General features: G+C 62.5%; 28 protein-coding genes, 1 pseudogene and 1 riboswitch. Of the genes and pseudogenes, 25 read left to right on the forward strand and 4 right to left on the reverse strand.

Features of this window, described 5'->3' with window-relative positions; translation table 11 throughout:
• Nucleotides 1–84, reverse strand: an 84-nt coding sequence (locus tag GSQ95_RS26545; RefSeq protein ID WP_256664506.1) for a hypothetical protein, incomplete at its 3' end; no start/stop codon positions are given.
• Nucleotides 85–541: 457 nt separating this feature from the next.
• Here GSQ95_RS26545 and GSQ95_RS15640 point away from each other — a divergent pair.
• The 9 genes from GSQ95_RS15640 to GSQ95_RS15680 all read left to right on the forward strand — a co-directional run bounded on the left by GSQ95_RS15640 (nucleotide 542) and on the right by GSQ95_RS15680 (nucleotide 9,173).
• Nucleotides 542–1,279, forward strand: a complete 738-nt coding sequence (locus GSQ95_RS15640; RefSeq protein ID WP_256664604.1) for a transporter substrate-binding domain-containing protein — start codon at nucleotides 542–544, stop codon at nucleotides 1,277–1,279.
• Between the two features lie 73 nt (nucleotides 1,280–1,352).
• Nucleotides 1,353–2,156 (forward strand): amino acid ABC transporter ATP-binding protein, encoded by an 804-nt coding sequence (locus GSQ95_RS15645; protein ID WP_218580214.1) that lies wholly within the window; start codon nucleotides 1,353–1,355, stop codon nucleotides 2,154–2,156.
• 10 nt (nucleotides 2,157–2,166) lie between these two features.
• Nucleotides 2,167–2,838: an amino acid ABC transporter permease gene (locus GSQ95_RS15650; RefSeq protein ID WP_158890835.1), complete on the forward strand. Its 672-nt coding sequence runs from the start codon at nucleotides 2,167–2,169 to the stop codon at nucleotides 2,836–2,838.
• A gap of 7 nt (nucleotides 2,839–2,845) precedes the next feature.
• Nucleotides 2,846–3,511, forward strand: a complete 666-nt coding sequence (locus GSQ95_RS15655) for an amino acid ABC transporter permease (protein ID WP_158890917.1) — start codon at nucleotides 2,846–2,848, stop codon at nucleotides 3,509–3,511.
• Between the two features lie 25 nt (nucleotides 3,512–3,536).
• Nucleotides 3,537–4,415 (forward strand): dihydrodipicolinate synthase family protein, encoded by an 879-nt coding sequence (locus tag GSQ95_RS15660; RefSeq protein ID WP_158890837.1) that lies wholly within the window; start codon nucleotides 3,537–3,539, stop codon nucleotides 4,413–4,415.
• Nucleotides 4,416–4,609: 194 nt separating this feature from the next.
• Nucleotides 4,610–5,869 (forward strand): FAD-binding oxidoreductase, encoded by a 1,260-nt coding sequence (locus tag GSQ95_RS15665; RefSeq protein ID WP_158890839.1) that lies wholly within the window; start codon nucleotides 4,610–4,612, stop codon nucleotides 5,867–5,869.
• Between the two features lie 13 nt (nucleotides 5,870–5,882).
• A complete protein-coding gene (locus tag GSQ95_RS15670; protein ID WP_158890841.1) occupies nucleotides 5,883–7,364 on the forward strand; it encodes an aldehyde dehydrogenase family protein in 1,482 nt (493 codons plus the stop codon).
• A gap of 10 nt (nucleotides 7,365–7,374) precedes the next feature.
• Nucleotides 7,375–8,400, forward strand: coding sequence for a proline racemase family protein (locus GSQ95_RS15675; RefSeq protein WP_158890843.1), 1,026 nt, complete (start codon nucleotides 7,375–7,377; stop codon nucleotides 8,398–8,400).
• A 59-nt stretch (nucleotides 8,401–8,459) separates the two neighbouring features.
• Nucleotides 8,460–9,173, forward strand: coding sequence for a GntR family transcriptional regulator (locus GSQ95_RS15680; RefSeq protein ID WP_158890845.1), 714 nt, complete (start codon nucleotides 8,460–8,462; stop codon nucleotides 9,171–9,173).
• Nucleotides 9,174–10,041: 868 nt separating this feature from the next.
• Here GSQ95_RS15680 and GSQ95_RS15685 read toward each other — a convergent pair.
• Complete coding sequence (locus tag GSQ95_RS15685) at nucleotides 10,042–10,590, reverse strand: histidine phosphatase family protein (protein WP_158890847.1); 549 nt, start codon at nucleotides 10,588–10,590, stop codon at nucleotides 10,042–10,044.
• Nucleotides 10,584–10,725, forward strand: a riboswitch (cobalamin riboswitch). (Overlaps the previous gene by 7 nt.)
• Nucleotides 10,726–10,763: 38 nt before the next feature.
• Between GSQ95_RS15685 and GSQ95_RS15690 the strand changes: the two genes are divergently transcribed.
• Together GSQ95_RS15690 and GSQ95_RS15695 are read left to right on the forward strand one after the other, a co-directional pair.
• A complete protein-coding gene (locus GSQ95_RS15690) occupies nucleotides 10,764–10,982 on the forward strand; it encodes a CbtB domain-containing protein (RefSeq protein ID WP_158890849.1) in 219 nt (72 codons plus the stop codon).
• Between the two features lie 14 nt (nucleotides 10,983–10,996).
• The gene (locus GSQ95_RS15695; RefSeq protein WP_158890851.1) at nucleotides 10,997–11,758 is read left to right on the forward strand and encodes a CbtA family protein; all 762 of its coding nucleotides are present in this window, start codon (nucleotides 10,997–10,999) and stop codon (nucleotides 11,756–11,758) included.
• 129 nt (nucleotides 11,759–11,887) lie between these two features.
• Here GSQ95_RS15695 and GSQ95_RS26550 read toward each other — a convergent pair.
• A pseudogene (locus GSQ95_RS26550) lies at nucleotides 11,888–12,058 on the reverse strand (methionine synthase); the annotation flags it as partial.
• On the opposite strand from GSQ95_RS26550, the gene GSQ95_RS15700 reads away from it, so the two are divergent.
• The gene (locus GSQ95_RS15700; protein WP_256664608.1) at nucleotides 11,986–12,393 is read left to right on the forward strand and encodes a LysR substrate-binding domain-containing protein; all 408 of its coding nucleotides are present in this window, start codon (nucleotides 11,986–11,988) and stop codon (nucleotides 12,391–12,393) included. The pseudogene GSQ95_RS26550 and the gene GSQ95_RS15700 sit on opposite strands and share 73 nt — an antisense overlap.
• Before the next feature lie 401 nt (nucleotides 12,394–12,794).
• Here the strand turns inward: GSQ95_RS15700 and GSQ95_RS15705 are convergent, their stop codons facing one another.
• Nucleotides 12,795–13,436, reverse strand: a complete 642-nt coding sequence (locus GSQ95_RS15705; RefSeq protein WP_158890854.1) for a TetR/AcrR family transcriptional regulator — start codon at nucleotides 13,434–13,436, stop codon at nucleotides 12,795–12,797.
• A gap of 127 nt (nucleotides 13,437–13,563) precedes the next feature.
• Here GSQ95_RS15705 and GSQ95_RS15710 point away from each other — a divergent pair, with 127 nt between their 5' ends.
• From GSQ95_RS15710 to GSQ95_RS15770, 13 genes are all read left to right on the forward strand, one after another.
• Nucleotides 13,564–15,600, forward strand: a complete 2,037-nt coding sequence (locus GSQ95_RS15710) for an NADH:flavin oxidoreductase (RefSeq protein ID WP_158890856.1) — start codon at nucleotides 13,564–13,566, stop codon at nucleotides 15,598–15,600.
• Between the two features lie 99 nt (nucleotides 15,601–15,699).
• A complete protein-coding gene (locus tag GSQ95_RS15715) occupies nucleotides 15,700–17,007 on the forward strand; it encodes a Xaa-Pro peptidase family protein (RefSeq protein ID WP_158890858.1) in 1,308 nt (435 codons plus the stop codon).
• A gap of 52 nt (nucleotides 17,008–17,059) precedes the next feature.
• A complete protein-coding gene (locus GSQ95_RS15720) occupies nucleotides 17,060–17,857 on the forward strand; it encodes an amino acid ABC transporter ATP-binding protein (RefSeq protein ID WP_372240044.1) in 798 nt (265 codons plus the stop codon).
• The gene (locus GSQ95_RS15725; RefSeq protein ID WP_158890862.1) at nucleotides 17,857–18,498 is read left to right on the forward strand and encodes an amino acid ABC transporter permease; all 642 of its coding nucleotides are present in this window, start codon (nucleotides 17,857–17,859) and stop codon (nucleotides 18,496–18,498) included. The genes GSQ95_RS15720 and GSQ95_RS15725 overlap by 1 nt, the downstream gene beginning before the upstream one ends.
• Entirely contained in the window at nucleotides 18,495–19,154 is a 660-nt protein-coding gene (locus GSQ95_RS15730) for an amino acid ABC transporter permease (protein WP_158890864.1), read from the forward strand. The genes GSQ95_RS15725 and GSQ95_RS15730 overlap by 4 nt, the downstream gene beginning before the upstream one ends.
• A 38-nt stretch (nucleotides 19,155–19,192) precedes the next feature.
• Entirely contained in the window at nucleotides 19,193–20,026 is an 834-nt protein-coding gene (locus GSQ95_RS15735) for an ABC transporter substrate-binding protein (protein WP_158890866.1), read from the forward strand.
• On the forward strand, nucleotides 20,023–20,634 hold the full coding sequence (locus tag GSQ95_RS15740; protein ID WP_158890868.1) for a TetR/AcrR family transcriptional regulator: 612 nt from the start codon (nucleotides 20,023–20,025) through the stop codon (nucleotides 20,632–20,634). The genes GSQ95_RS15735 and GSQ95_RS15740 overlap by 4 nt, the downstream gene beginning before the upstream one ends.
• A complete protein-coding gene (locus GSQ95_RS15745; protein WP_158890870.1) occupies nucleotides 20,631–21,632 on the forward strand; it encodes an Ldh family oxidoreductase in 1,002 nt (333 codons plus the stop codon). The genes GSQ95_RS15740 and GSQ95_RS15745 overlap by 4 nt, the downstream gene beginning before the upstream one ends.
• Before the next feature lie 486 nt (nucleotides 21,633–22,118).
• Nucleotides 22,119–22,562 carry a GNAT family N-acetyltransferase gene (locus tag GSQ95_RS15750; protein ID WP_158890872.1) on the forward strand — a complete coding sequence of 148 codons (444 nt, stop codon included), beginning with the start codon at nucleotides 22,119–22,121 and terminating at the stop codon, nucleotides 22,560–22,562.
• A gap of 31 nt (nucleotides 22,563–22,593) precedes the next feature.
• Entirely contained in the window at nucleotides 22,594–22,827 is a 234-nt protein-coding gene (locus GSQ95_RS15755; RefSeq protein ID WP_158890874.1) for a hypothetical protein, read from the forward strand.
• A 258-nt stretch (nucleotides 22,828–23,085) separates the two neighbouring features.
• A complete protein-coding gene (locus GSQ95_RS15760; protein ID WP_158890876.1) occupies nucleotides 23,086–23,511 on the forward strand; it encodes a VOC family protein in 426 nt (141 codons plus the stop codon).
• Between the two features lie 96 nt (nucleotides 23,512–23,607).
• Entirely contained in the window at nucleotides 23,608–24,369 is a 762-nt protein-coding gene (pxpB, locus tag GSQ95_RS15765) for a 5-oxoprolinase subunit PxpB (RefSeq protein ID WP_158890879.1), read from the forward strand.
• Nucleotides 24,366–25,307, forward strand: a complete 942-nt coding sequence (locus GSQ95_RS15770) for a biotin-dependent carboxyltransferase family protein (protein ID WP_158890881.1) — start codon at nucleotides 24,366–24,368, stop codon at nucleotides 25,305–25,307. Before pxpB ends, GSQ95_RS15770 begins: the two co-directional genes overlap by 4 nt.
• The last annotated feature ends 26 nt before the right edge of the window (nucleotides 25,308–25,333 follow it).

A 25,333-nucleotide genomic window follows, 5' to 3' on the forward strand; every position in this document is an offset into this window, starting at 1 on the left:
GCGATTGGCGGTAAAGGGCATCCAGTGGGCACGCAGGTTGAGCTGGGCGGCGACGGGTGGCGAAACGGTCAGCGGCTGGTTCATGACGAAGTCTCAAGCGGGACAGTGAGCCTTCAGAGTGCGCTGACACTCGCGTTAGTTAAATCGATCTTTTCTTTCATTCATATTCAAAAACATTCACGCATCACCTGCTGATTAGCCTTCTCGAATTTTTTTCACCTCTTCTCCTGACTCGATTTTCTCTCTCAAAACAAACAGTTAAATCCACGCGTTTAAGCACGGATACCCCTTTACAGCTCCCTTTCTACGATCAAGGTCGTTGACAGCCCGTTTTCGTCGCTCCTAATCTGCATGCAGCGCTGAATACAACAACACACACAAAAAAGCTTTTTTGCCTCCTGCCTATAACAATCGTCCAAATGGAGTAGCAGCTATGGCTCGGCGTCTTTCGTGTTCGCAATCCCTACGTGCAGTTCTGGGCAGTCTGGCGGTAGCCGGTGCCCTCCTCTGGCAGCCGGTCGCCCAGGCCGAGCAAGCTGGTGTGTGGCAGCAGATCCAAAAAGCCGGTGTACTCAAGTGCGGGGCTGCCGTCGCGGCACCCTATGTCATGCGCGACGCCGTCTCGGCGACCTACAGCGGCTACTTCGTTGATCTGTGCCGCGACTTCGGCGAGCGGGTGCTCAAGGTCAAGGTCGAGTTCGTCGACACCAACTGGGACAACCTGGTCGCAGGCCTCCAGGGTGGCAAATGGGATCTCGCCATGGCGCTTAATCAGACCCCCGAGCGGGCGCTGGCTGTGGCCTTCAGCACGGCGGCGACCGATTACCAGATCTCGCTGCTGCTGAACAAGGACAACCCCAAGATCGCTCAGGCTGGCGAAACCCTGGCGAACTACGACAAGCCTGGGGTGACTTTCGCGGTGATGTCCGGCACCGCCGCGGACAAGGCGATCTCGGCGGTCATAAAGCAGGGCACCGTGATGCGCCTGCCCGGCATGGACGAGACGCGTCTGGCTGTTATGTCGCGGCGCGCCGATGTGCTCGTTGACGCCAGCGACACCAATCACCTCTTCGCCCTCGCCAACCCCACCTGGGCCAAGGAGGTACTACCCCAGCCGGCATTGGCCAAGCAGGGCGTGGCCTTCGGCGTGCGCCGCGACATTTCCTGGGCCGACATGCAGGTGTTGAACATCTATCTCACCCAGCGCCGTGAGACCGGTGAGATCGCTGCCCTCGTAGACAAGGCCTCCAACCAGGTCAACGCCCAGAAAGCCCGGTAATCCGCCGCTGAGACAAAGGGCTCGCCCTGGCGAGTCCTTACCGGAGTTCACCCCTATGAAAGCCGTTTCCATCATGCCGACGCCCCTTACCACTACTACGCCGGAGGCTCGCCCGGGTCCCGATGGCTTCGTCCAGCTACAGCACGTGTGCAAGAGCTATGGTCCGGATCTCAAGGTCATGGACGACTTCTGCCTGGACATGCGTGCCGACGACCGCCTGGTGATCATCGGCCCGAGTGGCAGCGGCAAGAGTTCGCTGCTGCGCGTGATGATGGGGCTGGAAAGCATTCAGGACGGCCGCATCCACTTCCAGGGGCAGCCCTATATAGAAGGTAGCACCGGTCGCAGTCGCGTACTGGATCGGGACCTGCACCGGCAGATCGGCATGGTCTTCCAGCACTACACCTTGTTTCCTCACCTGTCGGTGCTGGGCAATCTGGTCCTGGCACCCATGAAGGTGCGCGGCTTGTCACGCGCCGAAGCCACCGAAAAGGCCCGGCTGTACCTCGCCCGGCTGGGGCTGGAAAGCAAGCTGCACGCCTACCCCAGCCAGCTGTCGGGCGGCCAGAAGCAGCGCGTTGCCATCGCCCGTGCGCTGATGCTGGAACCGGCGCTCATGCTCTTCGACGAGGTCACGTCCGCCCTCGACCCGGAGATGGTGATCGAGGTGCAGAACGTGATGCTGCAACTGGCCGAGCAGCGCATGGCGATGATCATCGTCACCCACGACATGCACTTCGCCAAGCACATCGCCACTCGGGTGGTGTTCTGCGCCAACGGCCGACCGGTCGAGCAGGGGCCGCCCGAGGAACTGTTCCGCCGCCCGCGCGAGCCCCGCACCCGGGAATTCCTGGAAAAAGTCCTGCACCTGGATTGAGGACGGCGCCATGAACTACCAATTCGACTTTCATTTTCTCAACGGCACCCTGGGCCCGCTTTGGCAGGGCCTCAAGGTGACCCTGCAACTAGCGCTGGTCGCCAACCTCATGGGCCTGGTGCTGGGCTTCCTGCTGTGCCTGCTGACCTTGAATCGCTGGCACCTGGTGCGGCTGCCCGCCCAGCTGTTCATCGAGTTCTTTCGCTGCACTCCGGTCCTGCTGCAGATCGTCTGGTTCTTCTACTGCGTGCCCATGCTGTTCAACGTCTTCGTCGACCCCATCACCATGGGCGTCCTGGCGCTGGGCCTGAACCTGACCGCCTTCAATGCCGAGGCCTATCGGGCTGGCGTGCAGGCAGTCCCCCGCGAGCATCTGGATGCCAGCGTCGCTCTTGGCCTGGGACCGTTGAACCGTACTCTCTATGTGGTCCTGCCGCAGGCCTTGCGCAGCGCGCTGCCGGTGCTGATGACCAACGGCATCGGCATTCTCCAGCAGAGCGCGCTGGTCGCCATCGTGGCCGTGGCCGACCTGATGTACATCGGCAAGTCCATCGCCACCGAAGCCTATCGCCCGCTGGAAACCTATTCGCTGATCGCGCTGATCTACTTCGCCCTGTCACTGCCGATCGCCCAGTTGGTGCGGTTCGTCGAACGCCGCCAAGACGCGGCCCTGGAGCGCTGAGATGGACATGCAACTCGATTTCTCCATTGTCCTCGGCTACTGGCAGGTGCTGCTCAAGGGCCTGGGACTGACGCTGACCATCACCCTCGGCTGCGCCCTGGTGGGCAGCCTGCTGGGCTTCGGCCTGAGCCTGGTACAGCTGGCGCCCAGTCGGCTGCTGCGGGCGCCAGTGCGGCTCTATGTGGAATTCTTTCGCGGCACGCCCCTGCTGATCCAGCTGTTCTGGGTCTTCTTCTGCTTTCCGGTGGTGTTCGGCCTGTCGATCTCACCCTATGTCTCGGTGGTGATCTCCCTCACGCTGTTCATGGCGGCTATCACCAGCGAGACCTTTCGCGGCGCGCTCAAGTCCATCGCTGGCGAACAGCATGACGCCTGCGTGGCCCTCGGCCTGACGCCCGGCGTCAAGGTTCTCTATGTGATCTTTCCCCAAGCTCTGTTGCGCGCCATTCCGCCGCTGCTCTCCAACGTCATCAGCCTGTTCAAGGAAAGTGCCCTGATCTCCTCGGTCGGGGTGGCGGACCTGATGTTCGTTGGCCAGAACCTTTCCAACAGCACGGCGCGTCCGGTCGAGTTCCTCTCGGCGGTGGCCGTTATCTACTTCTGCATAGCCTTTCCCCTGACCCGTCTGGTCGGCCTCGTCGAGGCCCGACTACTGAGACGCTTCGCCTACTGAACATCCATCCCGAAGAGGTAGTTCCATGAACATGCACGGCATCCTTCCCGCTCTCGTCACCCCCTTCGACCAAGCCGGCAACGTCGACTGCGCCACCCTCGCCTCCATCGTCGAGTACCAGCTCAAGGCCGGGGTGTCCGGCTTCGTCGCCCTGGGTTCTACCGGCGAATACTACGCCCTCGACAACCCCGAGCGCCGCCTGGTGCTGCAGACGGTCAAGGAAGTGGCCGACGGCAAGGGCACCCTGATCGCGAACTGCAACGGCGCCAGCACCCGCGAGGTCATCGCCCAGATCCGTCAGGCCATCGAGTGCGGCTTCAGCAATATCCTGCTCGCACCGCCCTTTTATGCCCTGCCGACCCAGGAAGAATTGATCAACCATTACCAAGTCGTGCTGGATACCTTCGCCGACATCAACGTCATCCTCTACAACTACCCCATCCGCACCAACGTCGAGGTTGGTACCTCGGTGCTGGAAGCCTTCCGCAACCATCCGCGCGTCATCGGCATCAAGGAAAGCTCTGGCAATCTTCTGCGCGCCATCGAGGTCACGGAAACCTTCAAGGGTGGCTATCAGTTGTCTTGCGGCTCGGATGACCAGGCACTGGACTTTTTCCTGTGGGGCGCCACCAGCTGGATCTGTGGCCCGGCCAACTGTTTCCCTGACCAGATCGTAGCCTTCCACAAGGCCTTCACCGCCGGTGACATCCAAGGGGCCCAGGCGGTGATGCGCTCGTTGTTCCCGGTGATGGCGAGCATGGAACAGGGCAAGTTCATCCAGAAGGTGAAATACGGCTGCGAACTGGCCGGTTTCAATTCCGGCAATGCCAGGCTGCCGCTGCTGCCACTGAGCGACGCTGAGAAAGCTGAATTCCGCGCCGTCTTCGAAGCCTCGCAACGCTGATCAGATGGCCCGCCCCAGCACTGCTGGGGCAGGTGGAGAAAGATCATGAGACTCAGCTTCATTGATTCTACAAGTCAGGCGTGCACCCGGCGAAAGGTGCGTCACGCCTTATCTTTGGACGCGCAAGAGCTTAGCTGTCAGGGTTCGCTATCAGCCGGTCCGTGCAACAAGCAGTCACCCAGCGAGAGAGCACTATGAACCAAGAGTCAGGCGTCCCCAGGACCGCGATCGTCGTCGGGGGCGGTATTGTCGGGGTGTGCTGCGCCCTCTGGCTGCAGCGCGATGGCCTGGTTGTGACGCTGGTCGATCCCGCAGCACCGGGCGACAGCACGGCCAAATGGAGCTGTGGCCAGATGGCCGTCAGCGAGGTGGTGCCCCTGTCCAAGCCGGGCATCCTGAAGAAGATCCCGGGCTGGCTGCTGGACCAGCAGGGTCCGCTCGCCCTGCGGCCCAGCGCCTTACCCGGCATCCTGCCCTGGTTCCTGCGCTTTCTGGCCTGCGCCCGGCCGACGCGTATCCAGAAAATCGCTGCGGAGTTGGCGACCCTGACCCGGGAGGTCTACCGCGACTATGCCGTTCTGCTGGAGGCCTGCCCGGACAAGCGCCTGCTCGGCGAGCGCCCGATTCTCGAGGTGTTCGACACGCCCCAGGGCCTGGCCCAGGAGCGTCATCACTTCGAGCTGCGCGAGCGGCTGGGCTTCCAGGTGGAAGAACTGGACGCTGCTGCCATCGCCGATCTGGAACCTGCCCTCACCGGACGCTTCAAGCACGGCCTGCTGTTTCCCGACTGGCGCGCGGTCAGCGATACCGAGGGCTTCATCGCCGCCCTGACCGCCAGCTTCGAACAGGCCGGTGGACGTCGGATTCGCGAACGGGTCGCACGCCTCGACGAGCACCAGGGCCAGGCGACCGGGGTGACCCTGGCGGATGGACGTCGACTGCCGGCCGAGCGCGTCGTCATCGCCGCAGGCAATGGCTCGCGGGCATTTTTCGGCCAGCTCGGGCTCTCCATTCCTTTGGCGGGAATCGCCGGCTACCAGGTGGTCCTGCCGAATCCAGAGATCGAAATCCACCACTCCACCATCTATGCCGATGGCGGTTTCTGCTTTGCCCCCATGACCCGCGGCCTGCAGATCGGCGGCACCATTGAATTCGCCGGAGAGGGCGCCAAGCCTAACTTCGCCCGGGCCGACATCATCCTGGAAAAGGCGCGGCGCGTGCTGCCACAGCTGCGTACCGCCGAGTTCGAATACGGCGTCGGCTATCGCCCCTTCCTGCCCGACACCAAGCCGATCATCGACCGCAGCCGGCGCCTGCCCAACGTGCTGCTCGCCTTTGGACACGGCCAGCTGGGCCTGACCCTGGGCGCCACGACCGGGCGACTGATCGCCGATCTCGCAAGCGGGCGCGCCGTGTCCCTCGACCTCCACCCTTTCCGCGCTTCGCGCTTCTGACAGGACTTCGCCGATGGCTTCCTACGACCACCTGTACATCGACGGCCAATGGGTTCGCCCGCTGCGTGGCGGTACCTTCGAGACCCTCGACCCAGCCCTAGAGACACCCATCGCCCAGGTTGCTGCCGCGACCGCCGACGACGTCAACCTGGCTGTACGCGCCGCACGCCGCGCCTTTGACGAGGGCCCCTGGCCACAGCAGAGCGGCGCCGAACGCGCGACCGTACTGCGTCGCATCGCCTCCGTGATCCGTGAGCGCCAGCAGCAACTTGCCGAACTGGAGGTGCGCGACAACGGCAAGCCGCTGCCCGAAGCACTGTGGGATATCGGCGACGCCGCTGGCTGCTTCGACTTCTACGCCGACCAGGCCGAGCGTCTGGATCGGGACCGCGAGCGCGCCATCACCCTGAGCGATGCTCGCTTCAGCGCTGTTGCGCGCCAGGAGCCCATTGGCGTGGCTGGCGCCATCATCCCCTGGAATTTCCCCCTATTGATGGCCGCCTGGAAGGTCGCCCCGGCCCTGGCCGCCGGCTGCACCCTGGTGCTCAAGCCCTCGGAACTGACCCCGCTGACCGCCGTGGAACTGGCCGACATCTGCCATGAGGCCGGGCTACCGCCCGGGGTCCTCAACGTGGTCACCGGCCTGGGTGCCGAGGCGGGTGCACCACTGGCCGAGCACCTGGGCGTCGACAAGCTGGCCTTCACCGGCAGCGTGCCGACCGGCAGCCGGATCATGCAGGCCGCCGCGCGCGACATCAAAAACATCAGCCTGGAGCTGGGCGGCAAATCGCCCTTCGTCATCTTCGCCGACGCCGATCTCGAGGCGGCCGTCGAATGGATCCTGTTCGGTATCTTCTGGAACCAAGGCGAGGTCTGTTCGGCCACCTCGCGCGTCTTGGTGCAGCGGGATCTCTATGAACCCCTGCTGGAGCGTCTGGCCCAGGAAGCCCAGCGCATCACCATCGGTCCGGGTCTGGATACCGGGGTACTGTTGGGTCCGCTGGTGAGCCGTGGCCAGCACGAGAAGGTGCTCGCTGCTATCGCCCGAGGCGAAGAAGAAGGCGCCCGCCTGGTCACCGGCGGTAAGCGGCCGGCGCAGTTGCCCACAGGGTACTACGTGCAACCCACGGTCTTCGCCGACGTCGCCGAGGACAGCTGGATCTGGCGCGAGGAGATCTTTGGTCCGGTGGTCTGCGTGCGGCCCTTCGACAGCGAAGCCGAGGCGGTGCGCAGCGCCAACGATTCCCGCTTCGGCCTGGCCGCCGCCGTGATGTCCCGCGACCTGGACCGCTGCGAGCGGGTGGCCCGTGCGCTGCGCGCCGGTATCGTCTGGATCAACTGCTCGCAGCCGACCTTTACCGAAGCTCCTTGGGGCGGCTACAAGCAAAGCGGCATCGGTCGCGAACTGGGCGAGTGGGGCCTGCAGAACTACTTGGAAACCAAGCAGATCACCCGCTACGACAGCGACCAGCCCTGGGGCTGGTACATCAAATAGGACGGTCATCATGCGCTGGAAAAAGACCCTGCAACTGGCAGAAGTCCACTGCGAAGGCGAGATCGGTAAGGTCATCACCGGGGGCGTACTGGACGTGCCCGGGCGAACCATGCTCGACAAGATGAAATACATCAACGAGGTGGATGACAGCCTGCGGCGCCTGGTGACTTTGGAGCCGCGGGGCTGCCTGCAGATGTCGGTCAATCTGCTGCTGCCGCCGACCCGCCCGGAGGCCCAGGTGGGCTTCATCGTGCTGCAGGCGGACAAGGCCCATCCCATGTCGGGCAGCAACTGCATCTGCGTGGTGACGGCGCTGCTGGAGCTGGGTATCCTGCCGATGCAGGAGCCGCTGACCACGGTCACGCTGGATACACCGGCCGGTCTGGTGGTGGCCCAGGCCGAGTGCCGTGACGGCCGCTGCCTGAACGTCTCCCTGGACATGGTGCCGGCCTTCGTCGAGGCGCTGGATCTGCAGATCCCTACCGCCCACCATGGCACCCTGACAGTGGACGTCGCCTTCGGCGGGGTCTACTACGCGCTGATCGACGTCGAGCAGATCGGGCTGAGCATCGCACCGGAGCATGCCCGCGCCCTGGCGGAGCTGGGTGTGGCGTTCAAGGGCGAGATCGGTCGCCAACTCAACGTCCAGCATCCGCTGCTGGCCAGCGTGAACGAGATCGCCTACGTCATGTTCCGCAACCGCCTGGACGCCCGCACCTATCAGACCTGCACCACCCTGCCGCCGGGCCGGGTGGATCGCTCACCCTGCGGCACCGGCAGTTCGGCGAACCTCGCCACCCTGGCCGCGCGCGGCCTGGTCGCGGTGGGCGACCAGCTCACCTCGCGCTCGACCATCGGCGGCGAGTTCACTATTGGCTTGCGGGACCTGACCGAGGTGGCGGGCCGGCCGGCGGTCCTGCCCAGAGTCACCGGACGTGCCTGGCTCTATGGTCTGCAGCAGCTGGGCATCGACCCCGACGATCCGCTCGCCGCGGGTTTCATGCTCAGTGATACCTGGGGCGCCGGATTCGGCTAGCGCTGTAGGCGCGATGCTAGACTGGCCCCTCTCAACCCCCGAGCGTGAAGATTTCCTCGATGGCTACCAAAGACGCCGATCCCACCGTTGCCGCCCGCCGTCATGGTGGCCGCTACATCTATGAAGAGCTGCGCAGACAGATCCTCACCCTGCAGCTCAAACCGGGTATGCCTCTGGACGAAACCTCGCTGGCAACCCAGTTCGGGTTGTCACGCTCGCCGGTGCGCGACGCCCTGGCACGTCTGGCGAGCGAGGGCCTGGTTACCATCCTGCCCAACCGTACTCTGCTGGTGACGCCGTTCGAGATTGAAGAATTTCCCAACTACATTTCAGCATTAGACCTCCTGCAGCGTGCGGTCACCCGGCTAGCCGCCATGAAAAGATCAGATAGCGAACTCGAGCAAATCAAAGCGATAGATCAGCAATACCTGCACGCTGTCCAGGCTCGCGACTACGAGCAGATGTCCGAGTTGAATAAGGCCTTTCACCTGAAAATAGCCAAGGCTGGGAAAAACTCATATCTCACGGCTGGATATGAGCGCTTGTTGGGTGAGGGTCAGCGCCTCCTCCACCTTCACTTCGACTACATCATCAACTCGGCGAGTTCGATAAGTCTTCACAGGGACCATGACCGGATCATCGCGGCTATCAGTAGCCGTGACGCTGATGAAGCCGAAGAAGCGGCCCATGAACACACGATGCTTTTTCAAAGAAGATTCCTAGACTTCATGCAGCAAAATCTGACGTCGACTATCGCGACACGGGTCGGCTGAATAGCCGCAACAGAGACATGAGGAGTTTGCCTGCGACCCGATTCGCTCATCACCTAACAATGGAAAGCTGGATCGTCGGAAAAGCCGATTCAAGGCTGGCTCTGTTTTATGGCCTCGGGACAGGAGTGCGCTGCAATACCAATTTTGTCTTCGATGTTATTACAAATATATGACACCACTCATCTGACCACTCACATTGACTACCCCAAAGTCGAAGGTGTACTGGATCATGGCCGGCGTCAGTCTTTGCGCCGGGCTCATGACGGCGGTCTGAGATGGGCTCTCAGCTCACTCGGCCACCCACGGATGCTGATCCTAGGCTTCATCACCTATGCGGTGTTGGTTATTTCGATGATGCCACTCATAGTCCCTATCTGACTCGCGGCGCTGGCGATGCTGGTCACCGCGCTACCGCTGCCTATCGCGCAGTCGGTGTGCTACCCCGCCTATGCTGAGCGGTTTCCCACGCGGGTGCGCTATACCGGCATGACCATCGCTGGACTCCACGATGATTACCAGCAGGCGAACCTGGTGATCGTGCAGCAGACCCAAGCCGATGCCCAGCTGTTGTTCTGTCTGCGCAATCCCAAGACCTGTCCGATTCTCGCCGTGGGGGATGCCGGCGATCCTCGGATGCAGCTGCCCGGGGCGCCCATCGACATCCGGACTATGCTGCCGCGCTATCGGTCAGCCTTCCTCCCAAGACCTTCCCTTTCCCTTCCATCGCGCGTGGGGCGCGGGTGGTTAGTGGGAGAAGCCCGGGCGGAGGGGTGTAGGGGAATGGGAGAGAGGGCATATGCAGGGGTGGTATAATTCGATGTGGCACTCTGTTGCTAGCTCCAACATGCTTGCGAATGCTCTTACTCAATCACCCTAAGGAGGGAATCACCAGCCTCCACTTTCCCGAGTAACTCAGCTGCAACTGCGCCAGTGGAGGCACGTCGAGGTGTGGAAACGCTGCCCATGGGCTCTGCAGGCAGTGCATCACCGCAGCACGAACGACCATGGGATGGGTCACCGCAATCCAATGCCCCGGATCTCGAACGTCATCCAACAAAAGAGCGATGCGTCGGCCTACCTCAACAAATGACTCGCCCCCATGCGAATCGAAGTGGGGATCGGTCAGCCAAGCCTGCAAAAGCGCTGGCTCACTTTGCTGCAGGTCTTTCAGAGACGTTCCTGCCCAACTCCCAAAGTCGCAGTCGCGCAGGCGCTGCTCGACCGTCCCTGATAGGCCGAGTAGCTGAGCCGTTCGCGCAGCTCTCAACTCCGGACCAATCAGGACCCTGGAATTCTCCAGCGCTATCAGCGGCTTCAAGGCTGTGGCTGCTACATCATCGCTACCCAAGGGGAAACGGCCTGATCGCTGAGCTGCGGTTGCTGCATGGGCTATCAGCGTCAGGTAGATAGCTTTCATGTATCGGCCTTTGGTACGTGAATTTTCACAGGGTGTATCATCTTGTTTCGCATTGGGAAGCCGGTGAAAACCCGGCGCGGTCGCGCCACTGTAATCGACTCCGAGAGCCAGACCCCAATGTCGTCAACCGTCCTTTTTTCCTGATCGAACGCGTCATTCTCCAGGAGCCTTGCATGTCCACGACTACTGTTACCGCCCCGGACAGCGATCTGTCGCTGCCTTCCCTACCACTCAGCGAAATCATCCCTTGGGCGGTCTTCGCTGGCCTGCTCCTGCTGCTAGCCATCTATTTCGTAGGTGCTGAGCAAGGTGCTACGGCGCTCTTTTCGGGTACCTACGTACACGAGTTCGTGCACGACGGGCGCCATTTGCTGGGCTTCCCCTGCCACTGATTGAGGAAGACGAAATGACAGGCAATCTCTTGCTGCGCGGCATGATCGCCGGGCTGCTCGCAGGCATGCTCGCTTTCGGTTTTGCGAAGGTGTTCGGTGAGCCCTCAGTCGACCAGGCAATCGCTTTCGAGGGGATGATGGCGCACAACCATGATCACGGCGATGGCACCACTGATGAAGAAGAGGAACCCGTCAGTCGTGGAGTGCAGAGCTCCATCGGGTTGCTCACGGGTGTGGTCGTCTATAGCACTTCTATCGGTGGCATCTTCGCCCTAGTCTTCGCGTTTTCAATGGGGCGTCTGGGTAGCGTAAAGCTCGGCCCGCGCGGATTGGCGGCCGTTCTAGCCGTGCTGGCCTTTATCAGCGTGGTACTGGTACCTGCGCTCAAGTATCCAGCCAATCCGCCGTCTGTAGGTGACCCTGAAACCATTCGGCAGCGCACGAAGCTCTTCTTCCTAATGGTGGTCGTATCTTTGGCCGCGCTGGTGGCGGCGATCAACGTGTTTCGCAAGCTGCTGGGTCGTCTCGACGGCTGGGCATCGATCACAGTCGCCGTCGTTTTTTACGTGGTGATTATGGCAATCGCTGCCGGCGTGTTTCCGGTGATTAACGAAGTGCCGGAAGGGTTCTCTGCCTCGTTGCTCTGGAACTTCCGTATCGCCTCCCTGGGAATACATGCGGTGGTCTGGACAACATTGGGCCTCGTTTTCGGCTGGTTGGCACAGGGGCCCGTATTGGCACCACGAAGTCGGCACATCGCTCGCCTTCAGTCCTGACGGCTCAGTCCAGCTACTAAGCTGAAGTAAAAAGAGAAACGCCTGATGGAAACATCAGGCGTTTTTTATCGGCCCAATTTCAGTATGGGACCGTACTGGATCGTTCGCATGTTGAAAGCGTGGTATTTGCTAGCCTCGCAGCTCTCTCAGAACGATGTCTGCACCATCACTCAAGGCTTTCAATTTGCTTCTCGCAACTCCCCGGGACAAAGGTGCCATACCGCAGTTTGTGCACGGATAAAGCTTGTCGGCTGCAACGAAATGGAGCGCCCTCCGTAAGGTGTGAGCAACTTCCTCAGGACCTGGCGCCCTACCCCATCATCACCTATCTCAACCGGTCGCCAATGCGCTCCTACGTCGATCAGGCTTTGAGCGAAGCCGGCGTCGTCCCGGATATTCGGGCCCAGGTGAGCCTGGCATTGACCGGCATGATGCTCGCCCGCTTCGGCGCCGGCATCGCGCTGGTCGAGCCCTTTCTGCTCTCAGTCATGGGGCTGCCCGGCCTGGTGGCACGGCCGCTCACGCCCAGTATTGCGGTACGCACGCTGATCCTGCGTCACCGTGATCCCGGTTGCAGCAGGACTTCCTCGAGCATCTCAAACAGCGCTACGCGCGTCCGGGACAATTGCCGTTGATGCAAGCGATTCCACAAGAGACACAGAACCCTACGAAGGATATGTAGCAATGCAGGGAATCGGATGAGACCTCGCCATCGAGTACCTTCGCTTCCTTTCCCCAACCCTTCTATCGCGCGCGCGGGGCGCGGGCGGATAGTAGGGGGAGCCCGGGTGGAGGCGGTGCAGGGGGGTAGTGAAGATGAGTGGCATGTGCAGGGGTGATACGTTTATTTCGTTAACAACGCTGAAAAAGAAGCGCCCGGAGATGGGGATTAGGCGTAGCTCGTTTTCGACCATAAAGGGACAGGACATCATGGCCAGCAAGAAGGCCTTGGTGCTAGGGAGAAGTCACCAAGCGGACAGGGTGCCCCGTGTGGTTCCAGGTAGGCGGCTGCCGCGTCCCTCGACGCTCTAACTGATCAGGTCTTTGGTAGGACCAACTGGTGGCGGCTGAAGAAGCGGTCTAGCTCCCGAGACTCCGGCTCCCGACCCGTAAAGATCTTCAGGTATTCAGGAATGAACTTCAGACGGTACTCCAGCGGTTCGACGGTCTTCATGCTGATGTAGCCGATCTGGGTCAGGTAGATGGAGCGAGCACGGGTTTCGGCAGCCCGGCCCTCGAAGCCAAAGCGGTCGAACATGATCTTGAGCGCAGTAATGCGCAAGGCATCGGCCTCGGCGATGTCTTGTGCCACCTCGGCGGACTGCAGCGCCCAGCTGCGCATGGCGAACTCGAACTGGGAATCAAACAGCCGGGTATCCAGCCAGCAGTCGAAGACGTTGAGGATGGCTTCGGTGATGGATTCTGCATAGGCCTCGGTGCGGGCCACTAGGTTACCGGTGTTCTTGCTCTTCCACAGGTCAATCAGCGCCTGCAGCAGCGCCTCCCGATCCTCAAAGGCCCAGTAGAAGCTCGTGCGCGAAAGCTTGAGCTTCTTAGCTAGCGGCTGGATGCGTACGGCATCCACGCCCGATTCTTTGAGGGCCTCATAAGCTGCATTCAACCAGCTCTCCATGGAGCTACGCGAAGTTTCTATTGCAGGGCGGGCAGATGCTTTCATGAGGCAATAGTACAGCGCCCATGGACGCTCGCCAACCAAACATGTTCACCAGCGACAGGCCAGTTGACACCTGTGTACATAGGGTTTTAATTTTGGTTCCACCTGATGAGCGCTGGTGGAACCGAACATGAAGAACGATCCTCTGCTGCAGCCGTATCAACTCAAGCACCTGACGATGCGCAATCGCGTCATCATCACCTCGCACGAACCCGCCTACCCCGAAGAGGGCATGCCCAAGCAGCTCTACCGCGCCTATCACGTGGAGCGCGCTAAGGCTGGTGTGGCGATGACGATGACGGCCGGCTCGGCGGCCATCTCTCGCGACAGTCCGCCGGTGTTCAACAACGTCCTGGCCTACAAGGATGAGGTAGTCGGCTGGCTCAAGGACCTCACCGACGAGTGCCACGAACACGGCGCGGCGGTGATGATCCAGCTGACCCATTTGGGCCGCCGCACCCGTTGGGACAAGGGAGATTGGTTGCCGGTGGTGTCTTCTTCGCACAATCGTGAGCCGGCCCACCGCGCCTTTCCCAAACGCCTGGAAGCCTGGGACATCGAGCGTATCGTCAAGGACTACGCCGACGCAGCCGAACGCATGGTCGCCGCGGGCATGGACGGTATTGAGCTGCAGGCCTACGGCCACCTAATGGACCAGTTCTGGTCACCGCTGACCAATGACCTAGACGAACCCTACGGCGGCTCCCTGCGCAATCGCCTGACCTTCACCTTCGAGGTGCTCAAGGCCATCCGCGCCCGCGTCGGCGACCAATTCATCATTGGCATGCGTTACACCGCCGACGAAGTCGCCAAGGGCGGCTTGACCAAGGACGAAGGCCTGACCATCACCCAGCTGCTCAAGGACAGTGGGATGATCGACTTCCTCAACGTCATCCGCGGCAATATCGCCACCGACGCCGCCCTCACCGACATCATCCCGGTGCAGGGCATGCGCAACGCCCCGCACCTGGACTTCGCCGGCGAGATCCGTTCGCGCACCGCCTTCCCCACCTTCCATGCGGCCAAGATTCCCGACGTCGCCACCGCCCGCCACGCCATCGCCGCGGGGCTGGTGGACATGGTTGGCATGACCCGCGCGCACATGACCGATCCGCATCTGGTGCGCAAGCTGATCGAGGGGCGCGAAGACGACATCCGCCCCTGTGTTGGTGCCAACTATTGCCTGGACCGCATCTATAACGCCGGGGCGGCCTACTGCATCCACAACGCTGCCACCGGCCGCGAAACCACCATGCCGCACACCATCCCCAAGGCTGCCACCCGGCGCAAGGTGGTGGTGGTGGGTGCCGGCCCCGGTGGGCTGGAAGCCGCCCGCGTGGCAGGCGAGCGCGGCCACCAGGTGGTAGTGCTGGAACTGGCTGAGCAGGCCGGTGGCCAGGTGCGGCTTACCGCTCAGTCCGAGCGGCGCAAGGAGATGCAGAGCATCATCGACTGGCGCTTGGCCCAATGCGATCGCCTCGGTGTGCAGTTCCACTTCAACACCTGGGCGGATGCCGAGCGGATACAGGCGGAAGATCCGGACGTGGTGATCATTGCCACCGGCGGCCTGCCCCATACGGAGGTGCTCGAGCGCGGTAACGAGCTGGTGGTATCCAGCTGGGACATCATCGCTGGCGACGTCAAACCGGGGCGCAATGTGCTGGTTTACGACGATGCCGGCGACCATGCCGGGCTGCAGGCCGCCGAATTCATCGCCCGTAGCGGGGCGCGCACCGAGATCATGACCCCCGATCGCAGTTTCGCCCCTGAGGTCATGGGCATGAACCTGGTGCCCTACATGAGATCCCTGCAGGGGCTGGACACCCACTTCACCGTCACCTACCGGCTCAAGGCCGTGGAGCACGACGGCAACGGGTTCAAGGCCACGGTCGGCACCGACTACAGCGATCTGGAAAGGGTCTTCCACTACGACCAAGTGGTGGTCAACCACGGTACCTTGCCGCTGGACGAGCTCTATTTCGAACTCAAGCCGCTGGCCAGCAACGAGGGCGCGGTGGAGTACCAGGATTTGATCGTCGGCCGGCCGCAGCAACTCGCCACCAACCCTGCAGGTCGCTTCCAACTGTTCCGCATCGGCGATGCGGTGTCTTCGCGCAACACCCACGCCGCCATCTACGATGCGCTGCGCTTGGTGAAAGACCTATAAGAACAACGGCTCGCCTCGTGATGAGCCTGTTGCACCCTTTTCTGCCTCTTCGATGTATCACAAGAACACGCCAGCCACGGCTGGCCAGACGAGGTTTTCATGCATTACCCAGAGTCCCTCCCCGGCTTCGATCCGCTCGTAGACGCCCGCTTGAGCTTCCGCCAGGACCCCAGCGTCAGCGATCACCAGCTCGCCCCGCTCGATGAGGAGTTGCTGCGTGCTCACGCCGCCATCGACCGCCGCGCACTGCGTCGCTACCGATTGGAGCGCATCCGCGCGCAACTGGTGGAACACGACTACGCCGCGGTGCTGCTGGCCGATCCGATTAACATCCGCTACGCCACGGACACTAACAACCTTGGGTTGTGGGTCATGCACTCCCCCAGTCGCTATGTGCTGGTAACTGCCACCGGCCCGATGATTCTGTTCGACTTCACCAGCAGCAAGCACAACAGCGAACACGTCGAGACCATCGACGAGATCCGCCCCGCAACGCCCTGGCTGTACTTCCTGGCCGGTCCGCGGGTCGAGGAGAAGGCGACTTCCTGGGCCCACGAAGTCGCCGAACTGGTGCTGCACCACGGCGGCGGCAACCGGCGCTTGGCAGTAGATCGCTGCGATCCCTGGGGCGCTACCAAGCTTGTCGATCTGGGCCTGACCCTGCACGACGCCCAGCCGCTCATGGAGCAGGCTCGACTTATCAAGTCAGCGGAGGAACTGGCCAGTCATCAGGTTTCGATGGGTGTCTGTGACCTGGCCATCGCGCGGATGCGCGCCAGCCTGCGGCCCGGCATCACTGAGAACCAGCTGTGGAGCATTCTGCACGGCACCAATGTCGCCCATGGCGGCGAGTGGGCCGAGAGCCGCCTGCTCAGCTCGGGCCAGCGCACCAACCCCTGGTTTCAGGACGCCACGGACAAGCCTATTCAGGCCGGAGAAATGGTCTGTTTCGATACCGACATGGTCGGCCCTGGCGGCTATCTGTCGGACATCTCGCGCAGCTTCGTTTGCCCCGGTCAGCCGGCCACGGTGCGCCAGCGTGAGCTGTTGCAAACGGCGGCCGAGCAGCTGACGCAGAACATCAACCTACTGCGCCCAGGCCTGAGTTTCCGCGAATTTGCTGAGCGCTGCTGGCCCGTGCCGGAGAGGTACCGGCATAACCGCTACATGATGATGCTGCACGGCGTCGGCCTGGTGGACGAATACCCCAGCGTGGCCTACGCCACCGACTTCGTCGACTGGGGCTACGACGGTACCTTCGCCGAGAACATGGTGGTCTCGGTGGAGAGCTTCATCGGTGAACAGGGCGGCCCCGAGGGGGTGAAGCTGGAAGAGCAGGTGGTAATCACAGCAGCGGGTGCGGTGAAGCTGTCGCGCACCCCGTTGTTGGATCCCGACCTGTACTGAAGGCCCCGCCTCCCTCGTGGAGGCGCCCCTCGAGGAATACGAGATGAGCCAGATGAGTATCGTCAGAACCCCCGTATCGCCAGCGCAACCGGAAACCCGGGAGCGCCCGACCTTCCTGCGCCTGGAAGGCATCGGTAAAAGCTTCGGCCCTTACGAGGTCTTGCAGGACGTATCCTTAGATATGGCCAAGGGCGAAGTCCTGGCCATCATCGGCCCCAGCGGGTCGGGCAAGAGCACCCTGCTGCGCTGCATCAACCAGCTGGAGCCGCCTACCCGGGGCACGGTCACGCTGGAAGGCCTCACCCTGCAGGCCGGCGAGATCCCCCGCCAGCAGCTGGTGGCCCTGCGCCGACGCATCGGCATGGTGTTCCAGTCCTTCAACCTGTTTCCGCACATGACCGTGCTGCAGAACGTCAGCCTGGCCCAGGTGCGTAGCCTGGGCCGCAGTCGCCAGGAGGCGGATCGGCGTTCGCTACAGCTGCTCGAACGCGTCGGCCTCGCCGCTAAGGCCAAGTCCTATCCCAGCCAGTGCTCCGGCGGCCAACAGCAGCGCGTGGCCATCGCCCGTGCCCTGGCCCTGGACCCGGAGCTGATGCTCTTCGATGAGCCCACCTCGGCCCTGGATCCTGAGCTTGGCATGGAGGTACTCAAGGTGATGCAGGAACTGGCCCAGGAAGGCATGTCGATGATCATGGTTACCCATGAGATGCACTTCGCCGAGACCGTCTCTGACCGCGTGGTGGTCATGGCGGACGGGCGCATCATCGAACAGGGGCCGAGCGCCCAGGTCATGCGTAATCCGCAACACGAGCGGGTGCAGCAATTCCTGGCCGCGGTGAGGAATCGCTGATGGGTACCATTCTTTACGCCCTGCTCCAGGGCATTCCCTGGACCCTGGCGGTGACCGCCACCGCCTTCGCCATTGGCGTGGTGCTGGGCTTTCCGCTGTGCGGCCTGCGCGTATGCCGGATCAAGCCGGTGCGCCTGCTGGCCTTCGCGGTGATCCTCACGCTGCGCGCCATTCCTCCTATCGTCTGTCTATTCTTCATATTCTTCGGCCTGGGCGGTGGCTGGCTGACTCTGTCGCCCTTCGCCGCCGCCACCCTAGGCCTTGGGCTGATCACCGCTGCCCATATGGCCGAGGTCTATCGTGGCGCCCTCACCGGAATTCCCGCCGGCCAGTACGAAGCGGCGCTGGTGCTCAACCTCAGCGCCCGACAGCGCTTTTTCGACGTCATCCTGCCGCAACTGGTGCGCATCGCCATCCCGGCCGCGGCCACCTATGCCATCGGCCTGCTCAAGGACTCGGCCATCGCCTCGACCCTGGGCGTCACCGACATCAGCGCCGCCGCCTACCAGCAAACTCAGCAGACGTTTCAGGGCTTGCCGGTATATAGCCTCGCCGCCCTGCTCTACATCGCCCTGAGCGTGCCGGTGGCGCTGCTCGCCCGCCGCCTGGGCGACCACCTGAGCCGGAGGATCCAGCGATGACCGAACTTTTTGCCAACTGGCTCGAGTGGTTTCCCGATCTCTGGCACGGCCTGCTGCTATCGCTCCAGGTGACTGCCCTGGCGTTGCTGGTGGGTATTCCCCTAGGTCTGATATTCGCCCTGGGTGTCTCCAGCCGGGCGCTGCCGCTGCGCTGGCTGACGGTGGTGCTGGTGGAGCTGGGCCGTGGTGCACCGGCGTTGATCCTGCTGCAGTATTTCTATTTCGGCTTACCGTCTGCCCACATCACCCTCACCGCCTACAGTGCCGCTGCTCTGGCCCTGGCCTACTGCACCGGCGCCTATACCAGCGAGATCCTCAGAGGTGGCCTGGACGCCGTCGCCCAGGGCCAGCGCGAAGCCGCGGATGTGATCGGCCTGAACGCGCTCGATTCGCTGCGCTTCGTCATCCTTCCCCAGGCCTTGCGCATCGCCATTCCAGCCTTGCTGGGCTTTTCCATCATGATCTTCCAGGCCTCGTCGCTGTGCTTCACCATCGCCTTGCCAGAGCTGGTGAGCCGCGCCTCGATGATCGGCTCCAGTACCTTCCAATACATGCCCGTGCTGGTCCTGGCGGGCTTGATGTACGCGGCCCTGTGCATTCCCGCAGCCTTGCTGGTGGGAAACCTGGAACGCCGCCTGGCCCCGGAACGGGCCTGACCTTCGCCCTGCCGATCATCTCTCCAAGGACTATCGCCATGACCGATGCAGCTAGCCTTTTCAAGCGCCTCACCCTCGCCACCCTACTGCTGAGCGGCAGCACCATCGCCCTCGCAGACTGCAAGCCCGCGCACACCTTCGATACCCTGGAAAAGGGCGTACTCAAGGTGGCGACCTACGTATTCCCGCCCTATGCCATTCCCGGGCCCGACGCCCAGGTAGGCGGCGTGGAGGGCGATATCGTCAAGAGCTTCGCCGCAGCCGAATGCCTGACCGTACGCGCCACCACGGTCGATACCGCCGCAGTAGTGCAATCGGTGATCACCCGCCGTGCCGACCTCGGTATCGGCGACTGGTATCGCACTGCCGAGCGAGCCAAGGTGCTAGGTCTTTCCGCCCCCACCTTCCTCGACGTTATGGGCATCATCTCCAAGGACAACTTGACCCGCATCGATCAGCTTGAAGGCAAGCGCGTGGGCACCGTGCAGGGCTATCTCTGGGTAGCAGACCTAAAGAAGGTGCTGGGCGACAACCTGGTGCTCTACCCCAACCCCGTGGCCATGGCTCAAGATCTAGCCTCCGGTCGCCTGGACGTCGCCACCGACAGCTTTGCCGTGGCCAAAACCGCCCAGCAAAAAGGTGCCTATTCAGGAGCCAGCATCAACGTCGCCGAAGGTGATCCACGGGTCAGGGCTTCACAGCAGCCCGGCCAGGCTGCCATCCTCTTTGCCAAACAGAACGAAGCCCTTGGTCAGGCACTGTCGGCGCACATCCAGCAAATGCATCAGGACGGTAGCCTGCGCAAGATCGTCTCCAGCTACGGCCTCGAAGAGAAGATCACCGACGTCGGCGCCCCTCGGTTGATCGAATGATGCGACTGGTCGCGGAGAACTGCACGTCGGCTGATACTGGCCTGGACATCCGCTTGCCGCTGCGCGAGCGCTTGGTCCAGGCGGCCCTTAGGTTATTTGTCGCCCAGGGCTATCAGGCCGTGAGCATGCGTGACTTGGCGCGCTGCGTGGGAATACAGCCGGGTTCACTGTACTACCACGTGCAGAGCAAGGAGGATCTCCTAGTCGAGTTGCTGGAAGGTACCTTGACCGAGCTGCTTCACCTAACCCGGCGAGCACTGCGCGACCAGACGCCGCCAAGCGCTCGTTTATCGGCCTTCCTGAGGATCTACTTCGACTTCAAGACTGACCACGAAGATGAGTTACGCCTCCTGGGCCAGGAGATACCTCTGCTATCCGCCGAAGCCAGAACAGGCATCCAGACCCTGCGCGAAGCCTACCTGGCAGAGTTGGTCCAGGTTCTTCAATGTCTGCCGATGGGCGCGGGTATGCCATGCGACGGCCTGGCGCGCCTGCTACTTGCCGCCCTGAGCGGACAGTTCTACTGGCAGGTACCTGATCGGGAGTTGCAAGGATTCCTGCTCCAGGCCTTGAATGCCATGTCCCGCCTGCGGATCAGCCCGTCTTGAGCCAGGCTACCTGTCACCCGCTGACGCACCACGAAGCCGAAGCCCTGGCGCGGGCCTGTTGCCTGCGCCAGGGCGCCAGCCCCGCGGTGTCCGACTCCCTGACCGCGGCGACCCTGGCTGCCGAACACCGCGGCTTGCCTGCGCTTGGTCTCGCCCATCTTCTCGATTACCTGGATGGCTTTCGCCAGGGTCGGATAGATCCCATAGCCGAGCCCGTGCTCACGCGCCCCGCTCCCGCGCTGATCCAGAGCGATGCCCAGCGTGGCATCGCCCAACTGGGTTTCGACCGTGCTTTCGAGGATCTCTGCAAGACGGCCAGGAATTTCGGCCTGAGTCTGTTCGCGCAGCGCGAAGCCTTTACCTGCGGCGAGTTGGGCTATTACACACGCCGTCTTGCCCGAGAGGGATTGGTGGCACTCGCTTTCACTAACGGACCGGCTTTGCTGGCGCCCCAAGGTAGTAGCCGGGCGCTGTATTCGACCAATCCGCTGGCCTTCGCCGCCCAGGCCGCAGACGGGCGTTTACTGGCAATAGATCAGGCATGCAGCTCCACCGCTTTCGTCAATCTTCTGCATGCGGCCGAGACGGACTCTTTAATCCCGGAGGGTTGGGCGCTAGATGCAGCCGGCCAGTCTACCTGTAATGCCCAAGACGCTGTGCGCGGCACCCTGCTGGCGTTCGGCGGCGCCCGTGGCGCCAATATCGCCTTGATGGTAGAAGTCTTGGCGGCTGGGGTCACCGGCGCGAACTGGTCCCTGGATGCAGGCGATTTCCGTCAGGGATCGTCTAGTCCTAGTGCCGGCATGCTGGTTGTGGCGATCGCCCCACGCCTGCTGGACGATGACTTCCCCTACCGCCTTGGACGGCAACTTACACGTCTTGCCGATAACGGCGTTTACCTACCCGGCGTCAGTAGGTGGCAAGACGGGGTAGTGGATCAAAACTCTCATATATTGTTACCTAATGAACTGTATCTGCACCTTATTGCGCTGAGCTAACAAGACGCTCATAAAAGGCTAGCAAAGGCCTTGGCGATGTTCCCTTTCAACGACCCAAGGCTGTTCTTGCAGCCATTCCTGCTCTTCCCTTCTATCACGCGCGTGGCGCGGGCGGTCAGTAGGTGGAGCCCGGGCAGAGGAGGTACAGGGGCCAGTCGGGCAGCGAGCATGTGCAGGGGTGATATGTTTATCGGACCGGCTGGCGGGCCTTGCATTCCGCCAGCAGCGCGTACGCTACAGCTAGATCTCTCGCCTGGCCCCGGGCACATCTGCGACAGGAGATTTCGATGCATGTGGACCGCATGCTCGGTTGGCTGTAAGCCATCCGCCTCTTGGAAGTGATCCAGACCTAACTCAAAATGACCTGTTGATGTAGGTGAGATTGCTCGAATGACAGACCGACCGCCGAATGTGCGCAAGCAGTACAGGGCTATCGCTGAAGTAGTCCGCCAATACACGGAAAAGCAAGTCAAAGAGGCGCCCGAGATGATCGGCGCCGTCGCCGACCACCACCTAATCAGATATGACAGCATCGACCATAACGCCCTGAAGAAAATGGAAGAGTGGTCAAGCAGTGACTTTCGCAAGCAGTGGCGGGATGTGCCAAGGCTGGGTAGAGGGCATCCGAAGGCGATCAGCCTATCGCTCTGGCACGATCAGACGTTATGCGGCCTGTGCTTTGCCACTCCGAAAAAAAGCAAGGTCCGAATCAAACTGATGCTGCTTGAGGGGCATCCTGATGAGCAGCATCCACTCAAGGGACTCGTGGCTTCCCTGATGCTCGTGGCGATCGAAAACTATGCCAGGCTCATCGGTCTGGAGAAGATCCTGATACCGGAACCGCTGCCAGGTGCCGTGCCACTCTACAAGGAGCTTGGCTTCGACTACGATGCGGACAATCAACTTGTCAAGGCTGTCGAACCGTCTTAGCATGAATGACAACGCCCCCGTGGAGGTGCAAATGTCCAAATCCGATAAAGTCGAATCCGGCAAGGTTGCTCACGACGAGCGCTTGTCTGCGATTTGGGAGCTGGCCAATTCACGTCTTGGCTCGAAGCTTTCGGCCTCGCAGCGTCGTATGCTCGCTGTTGCCGTCGCCCGTGGTGCTGAACTGGAACCCAGTGGCGTCCTGGCTGGCCCGATGAACGCGAAAAAGAAAAAGGCGCCAGTGAGCGAGCATAGGCACTCCGCCTAAGTATTCTCCTCTGGAAAGCCGCCTTCGGGCGGTTTTTTTGTGCCTGTCACCCGCGCAAGCTGGCGAGTGCCTGGGGCCAACGCCGCAGGCGTCGTGGAGAAGAACTTCCACGACCAGGACAAGCCGATGGGAGTCCCAGCATTTTCCGACGTCCCGCGAGCAACAAATTTTTTGCTGCTCGCGGGCAACAAATTGCGCTTTTGATGAAAGAAAACTTGGGATGAGATGGAGGCGCACCTTCTCACGAGGATTCCACCCATGGCGCTGTCACCCTTTCACCTTGCGATTCCCGTCTACAACCTGGCAGCCGCGCGCCACTTCTACTGTGACGTCTTTGGCCTTGCCGAAGGGCGTTCCAGCGAGCACTGGGTCGACTTCGATTTCTACGGGCACCAGCTGGTGATCCACGAGCACCCCAAGACTACTTCGCAGGGAGCGGCGCATACCAACGCGGTCGATGGCCACGATGTGCCGGTGCCGCACTTCGGCATCATCCTGAGCTGGGATGAATGGGAGGCCCTGGCCGATCGCCTGCGAGCGCGCGAAACCAAGTTCGTGATCGAGCCCTACATCCGCTTTCAGGGCCAGGTCGGCGAGCAGGCCACCATGTTCCTCTTCGACCCCTGCGGCAATGCCCTAGAGTTCAAGGCCTTCAAGGATATGAGCCAGCTGTTCGCCAAGTAGCACCGGGCGGCCCCGGCCGCTCGTGATGTCGCCGCGACCGGAGCCTCGAGAATTCCGGCGCGCTTCCCGTGATGTCTTCGCCTGCCGGTAACTCCTGTGGAAACTGCGAGCACTATTGCGCCCCTCTCCTCTGCAAGGCTTGAATGGCAGATTCGTCCGGTCGGCGAGCGCCTGTTGGTGATCGAGGCCAGCGCAGCACCGTCCGCGACGTTGAGCCGCCGCCTCGGCGCACTCGCCGCCTACCTGAACGAGCGCCAGGCCCAAGGCGCCCTATCCGGGGTGAGCGATATCGTGCCGGCGCTGGCCAGCATCGGCGTGCACTATCGCCCCTGGCAGGTAGCGGAGTATCTGAGGTATCCGACGCCGTTCGCGGCCCTGGCCGCCCAACTGCAGCTCTTGCTCGACGACAGCGACCAAGTCGGATCCCACTCGCCGCGGCTGATCGAGATCCCCGTCTGCTACGGCGGCGAATTTGGACCGGATCTGGCAGCAGCTGCCGCGGACTGTGGGATGTCCGAAGCCGAACTCATCTCGTTGCACGGTGCCGAGGTCACGGTGCTGATGCTTGGCTTCGCACCTGGACATCCCTACCTTGGCCACTATGACGAGCGCCTGGCACTACCACGCCGCCGCGTGCCCCGTACCCGAGTGCCAGCCGGCAGCCTGGGCCTGGCCAATCGGCAGAGCGTCATCTACCCGCAGACTCTCCCGGGCGGCTGGTCCCTGATCGGACGTACGCCCTGGCGCCTGTTCGATCCACAGGCAGAACAAGCCTGCCGGCTACGCGCCGGCGATCGAATCCGCTGCGTGCCGATTGATGCGGCCACCTTTGCCGCCCAGCAGGAGGTGCGGCCATGACCCTGGAAGTCCTGACCCCGGGCCTGGCCAGCACCTTCCAGGACCTTGGACGCCATGGCCACCAGCAGTGGGGCGTGCCGGTGGGCGGCCCCATGGATGAGGTATCCCATCGCCTGGCCAACGCCCTGCTGGGCAATGCGCCCGACGCGCCGGCGCTCGAGATCACCCTCCTCGGGCCAACGCTGTATTGCCATGGTCGCTGCCGTCTTGCCCTGACCGGTGCGGACCTGGGCGCGTCACTGAATAGCCGGCCTTGGCCGCCCGGCCAGACGCGGACCTTGCGAGAGGGCGACCAGGTCAGCTTCGGTCGCCGTCGGAGCGGCGCCCGCGCCTATCTGGCGGTGGCCGGCGGCTTCCGCCTGGAAAAGGTGCTGGGCAGCAGCACCACCAACCTGCGCTCCGGCTTTGGTGGCTGGCATGGCCGCCGGCTCGAGAAGGGTGACCTGCTGCCCCTAATGGGCAGCTTTGCCAATCCCCCGCGCCTGCTGATACCGGACAGCCTGGCGCATGTGATCGGCACCGCCCCGCTGCGGCTGTTGCCAGGTCGCGACTGGACCGCTTTTACCGATGCCGCCCAGGCCGCACTGCGCGAGAGCCCTTTCACCGTCACTCCACAGTCCGACCGCATGGGTTACCGCCTGCAGGGCCCCACGCTGCAGTTCGCTACGCCCCGTGAGTCCCTGTCCGAGGCGGTCGCGTTCGGCACCGTGCAGGTACCGCCGGATGGCCAGCCCATCGTGCTCATGGCCGACCGCCAGACCACGGGCGGCTATCCCTGCATCGCCCAGGTCGCCCACGTCGACCTTCCACGCCTGGCGCAGTGTGTGCCTGGCGATGTTCTCGCCTTCACCTTCATCGACCTCGCTGAAGCGCAGCGCCTGGATCTTGCCCGCGAGCGCCTGTTGGCGGCGCTTGAGCGTAACCCCAGCGTCGCCTGACACCACCCGGATCGGTGCGACAGACG

Origin of the sequence: Pseudomonas sp. BAV 4579, from assembly GCF_009765395.1 — a bacterium.
Classification (GTDB): Bacteria; Pseudomonadota; Gammaproteobacteria; order Pseudomonadales; family Pseudomonadaceae; genus Chryseomonas; species Chryseomonas aestiva.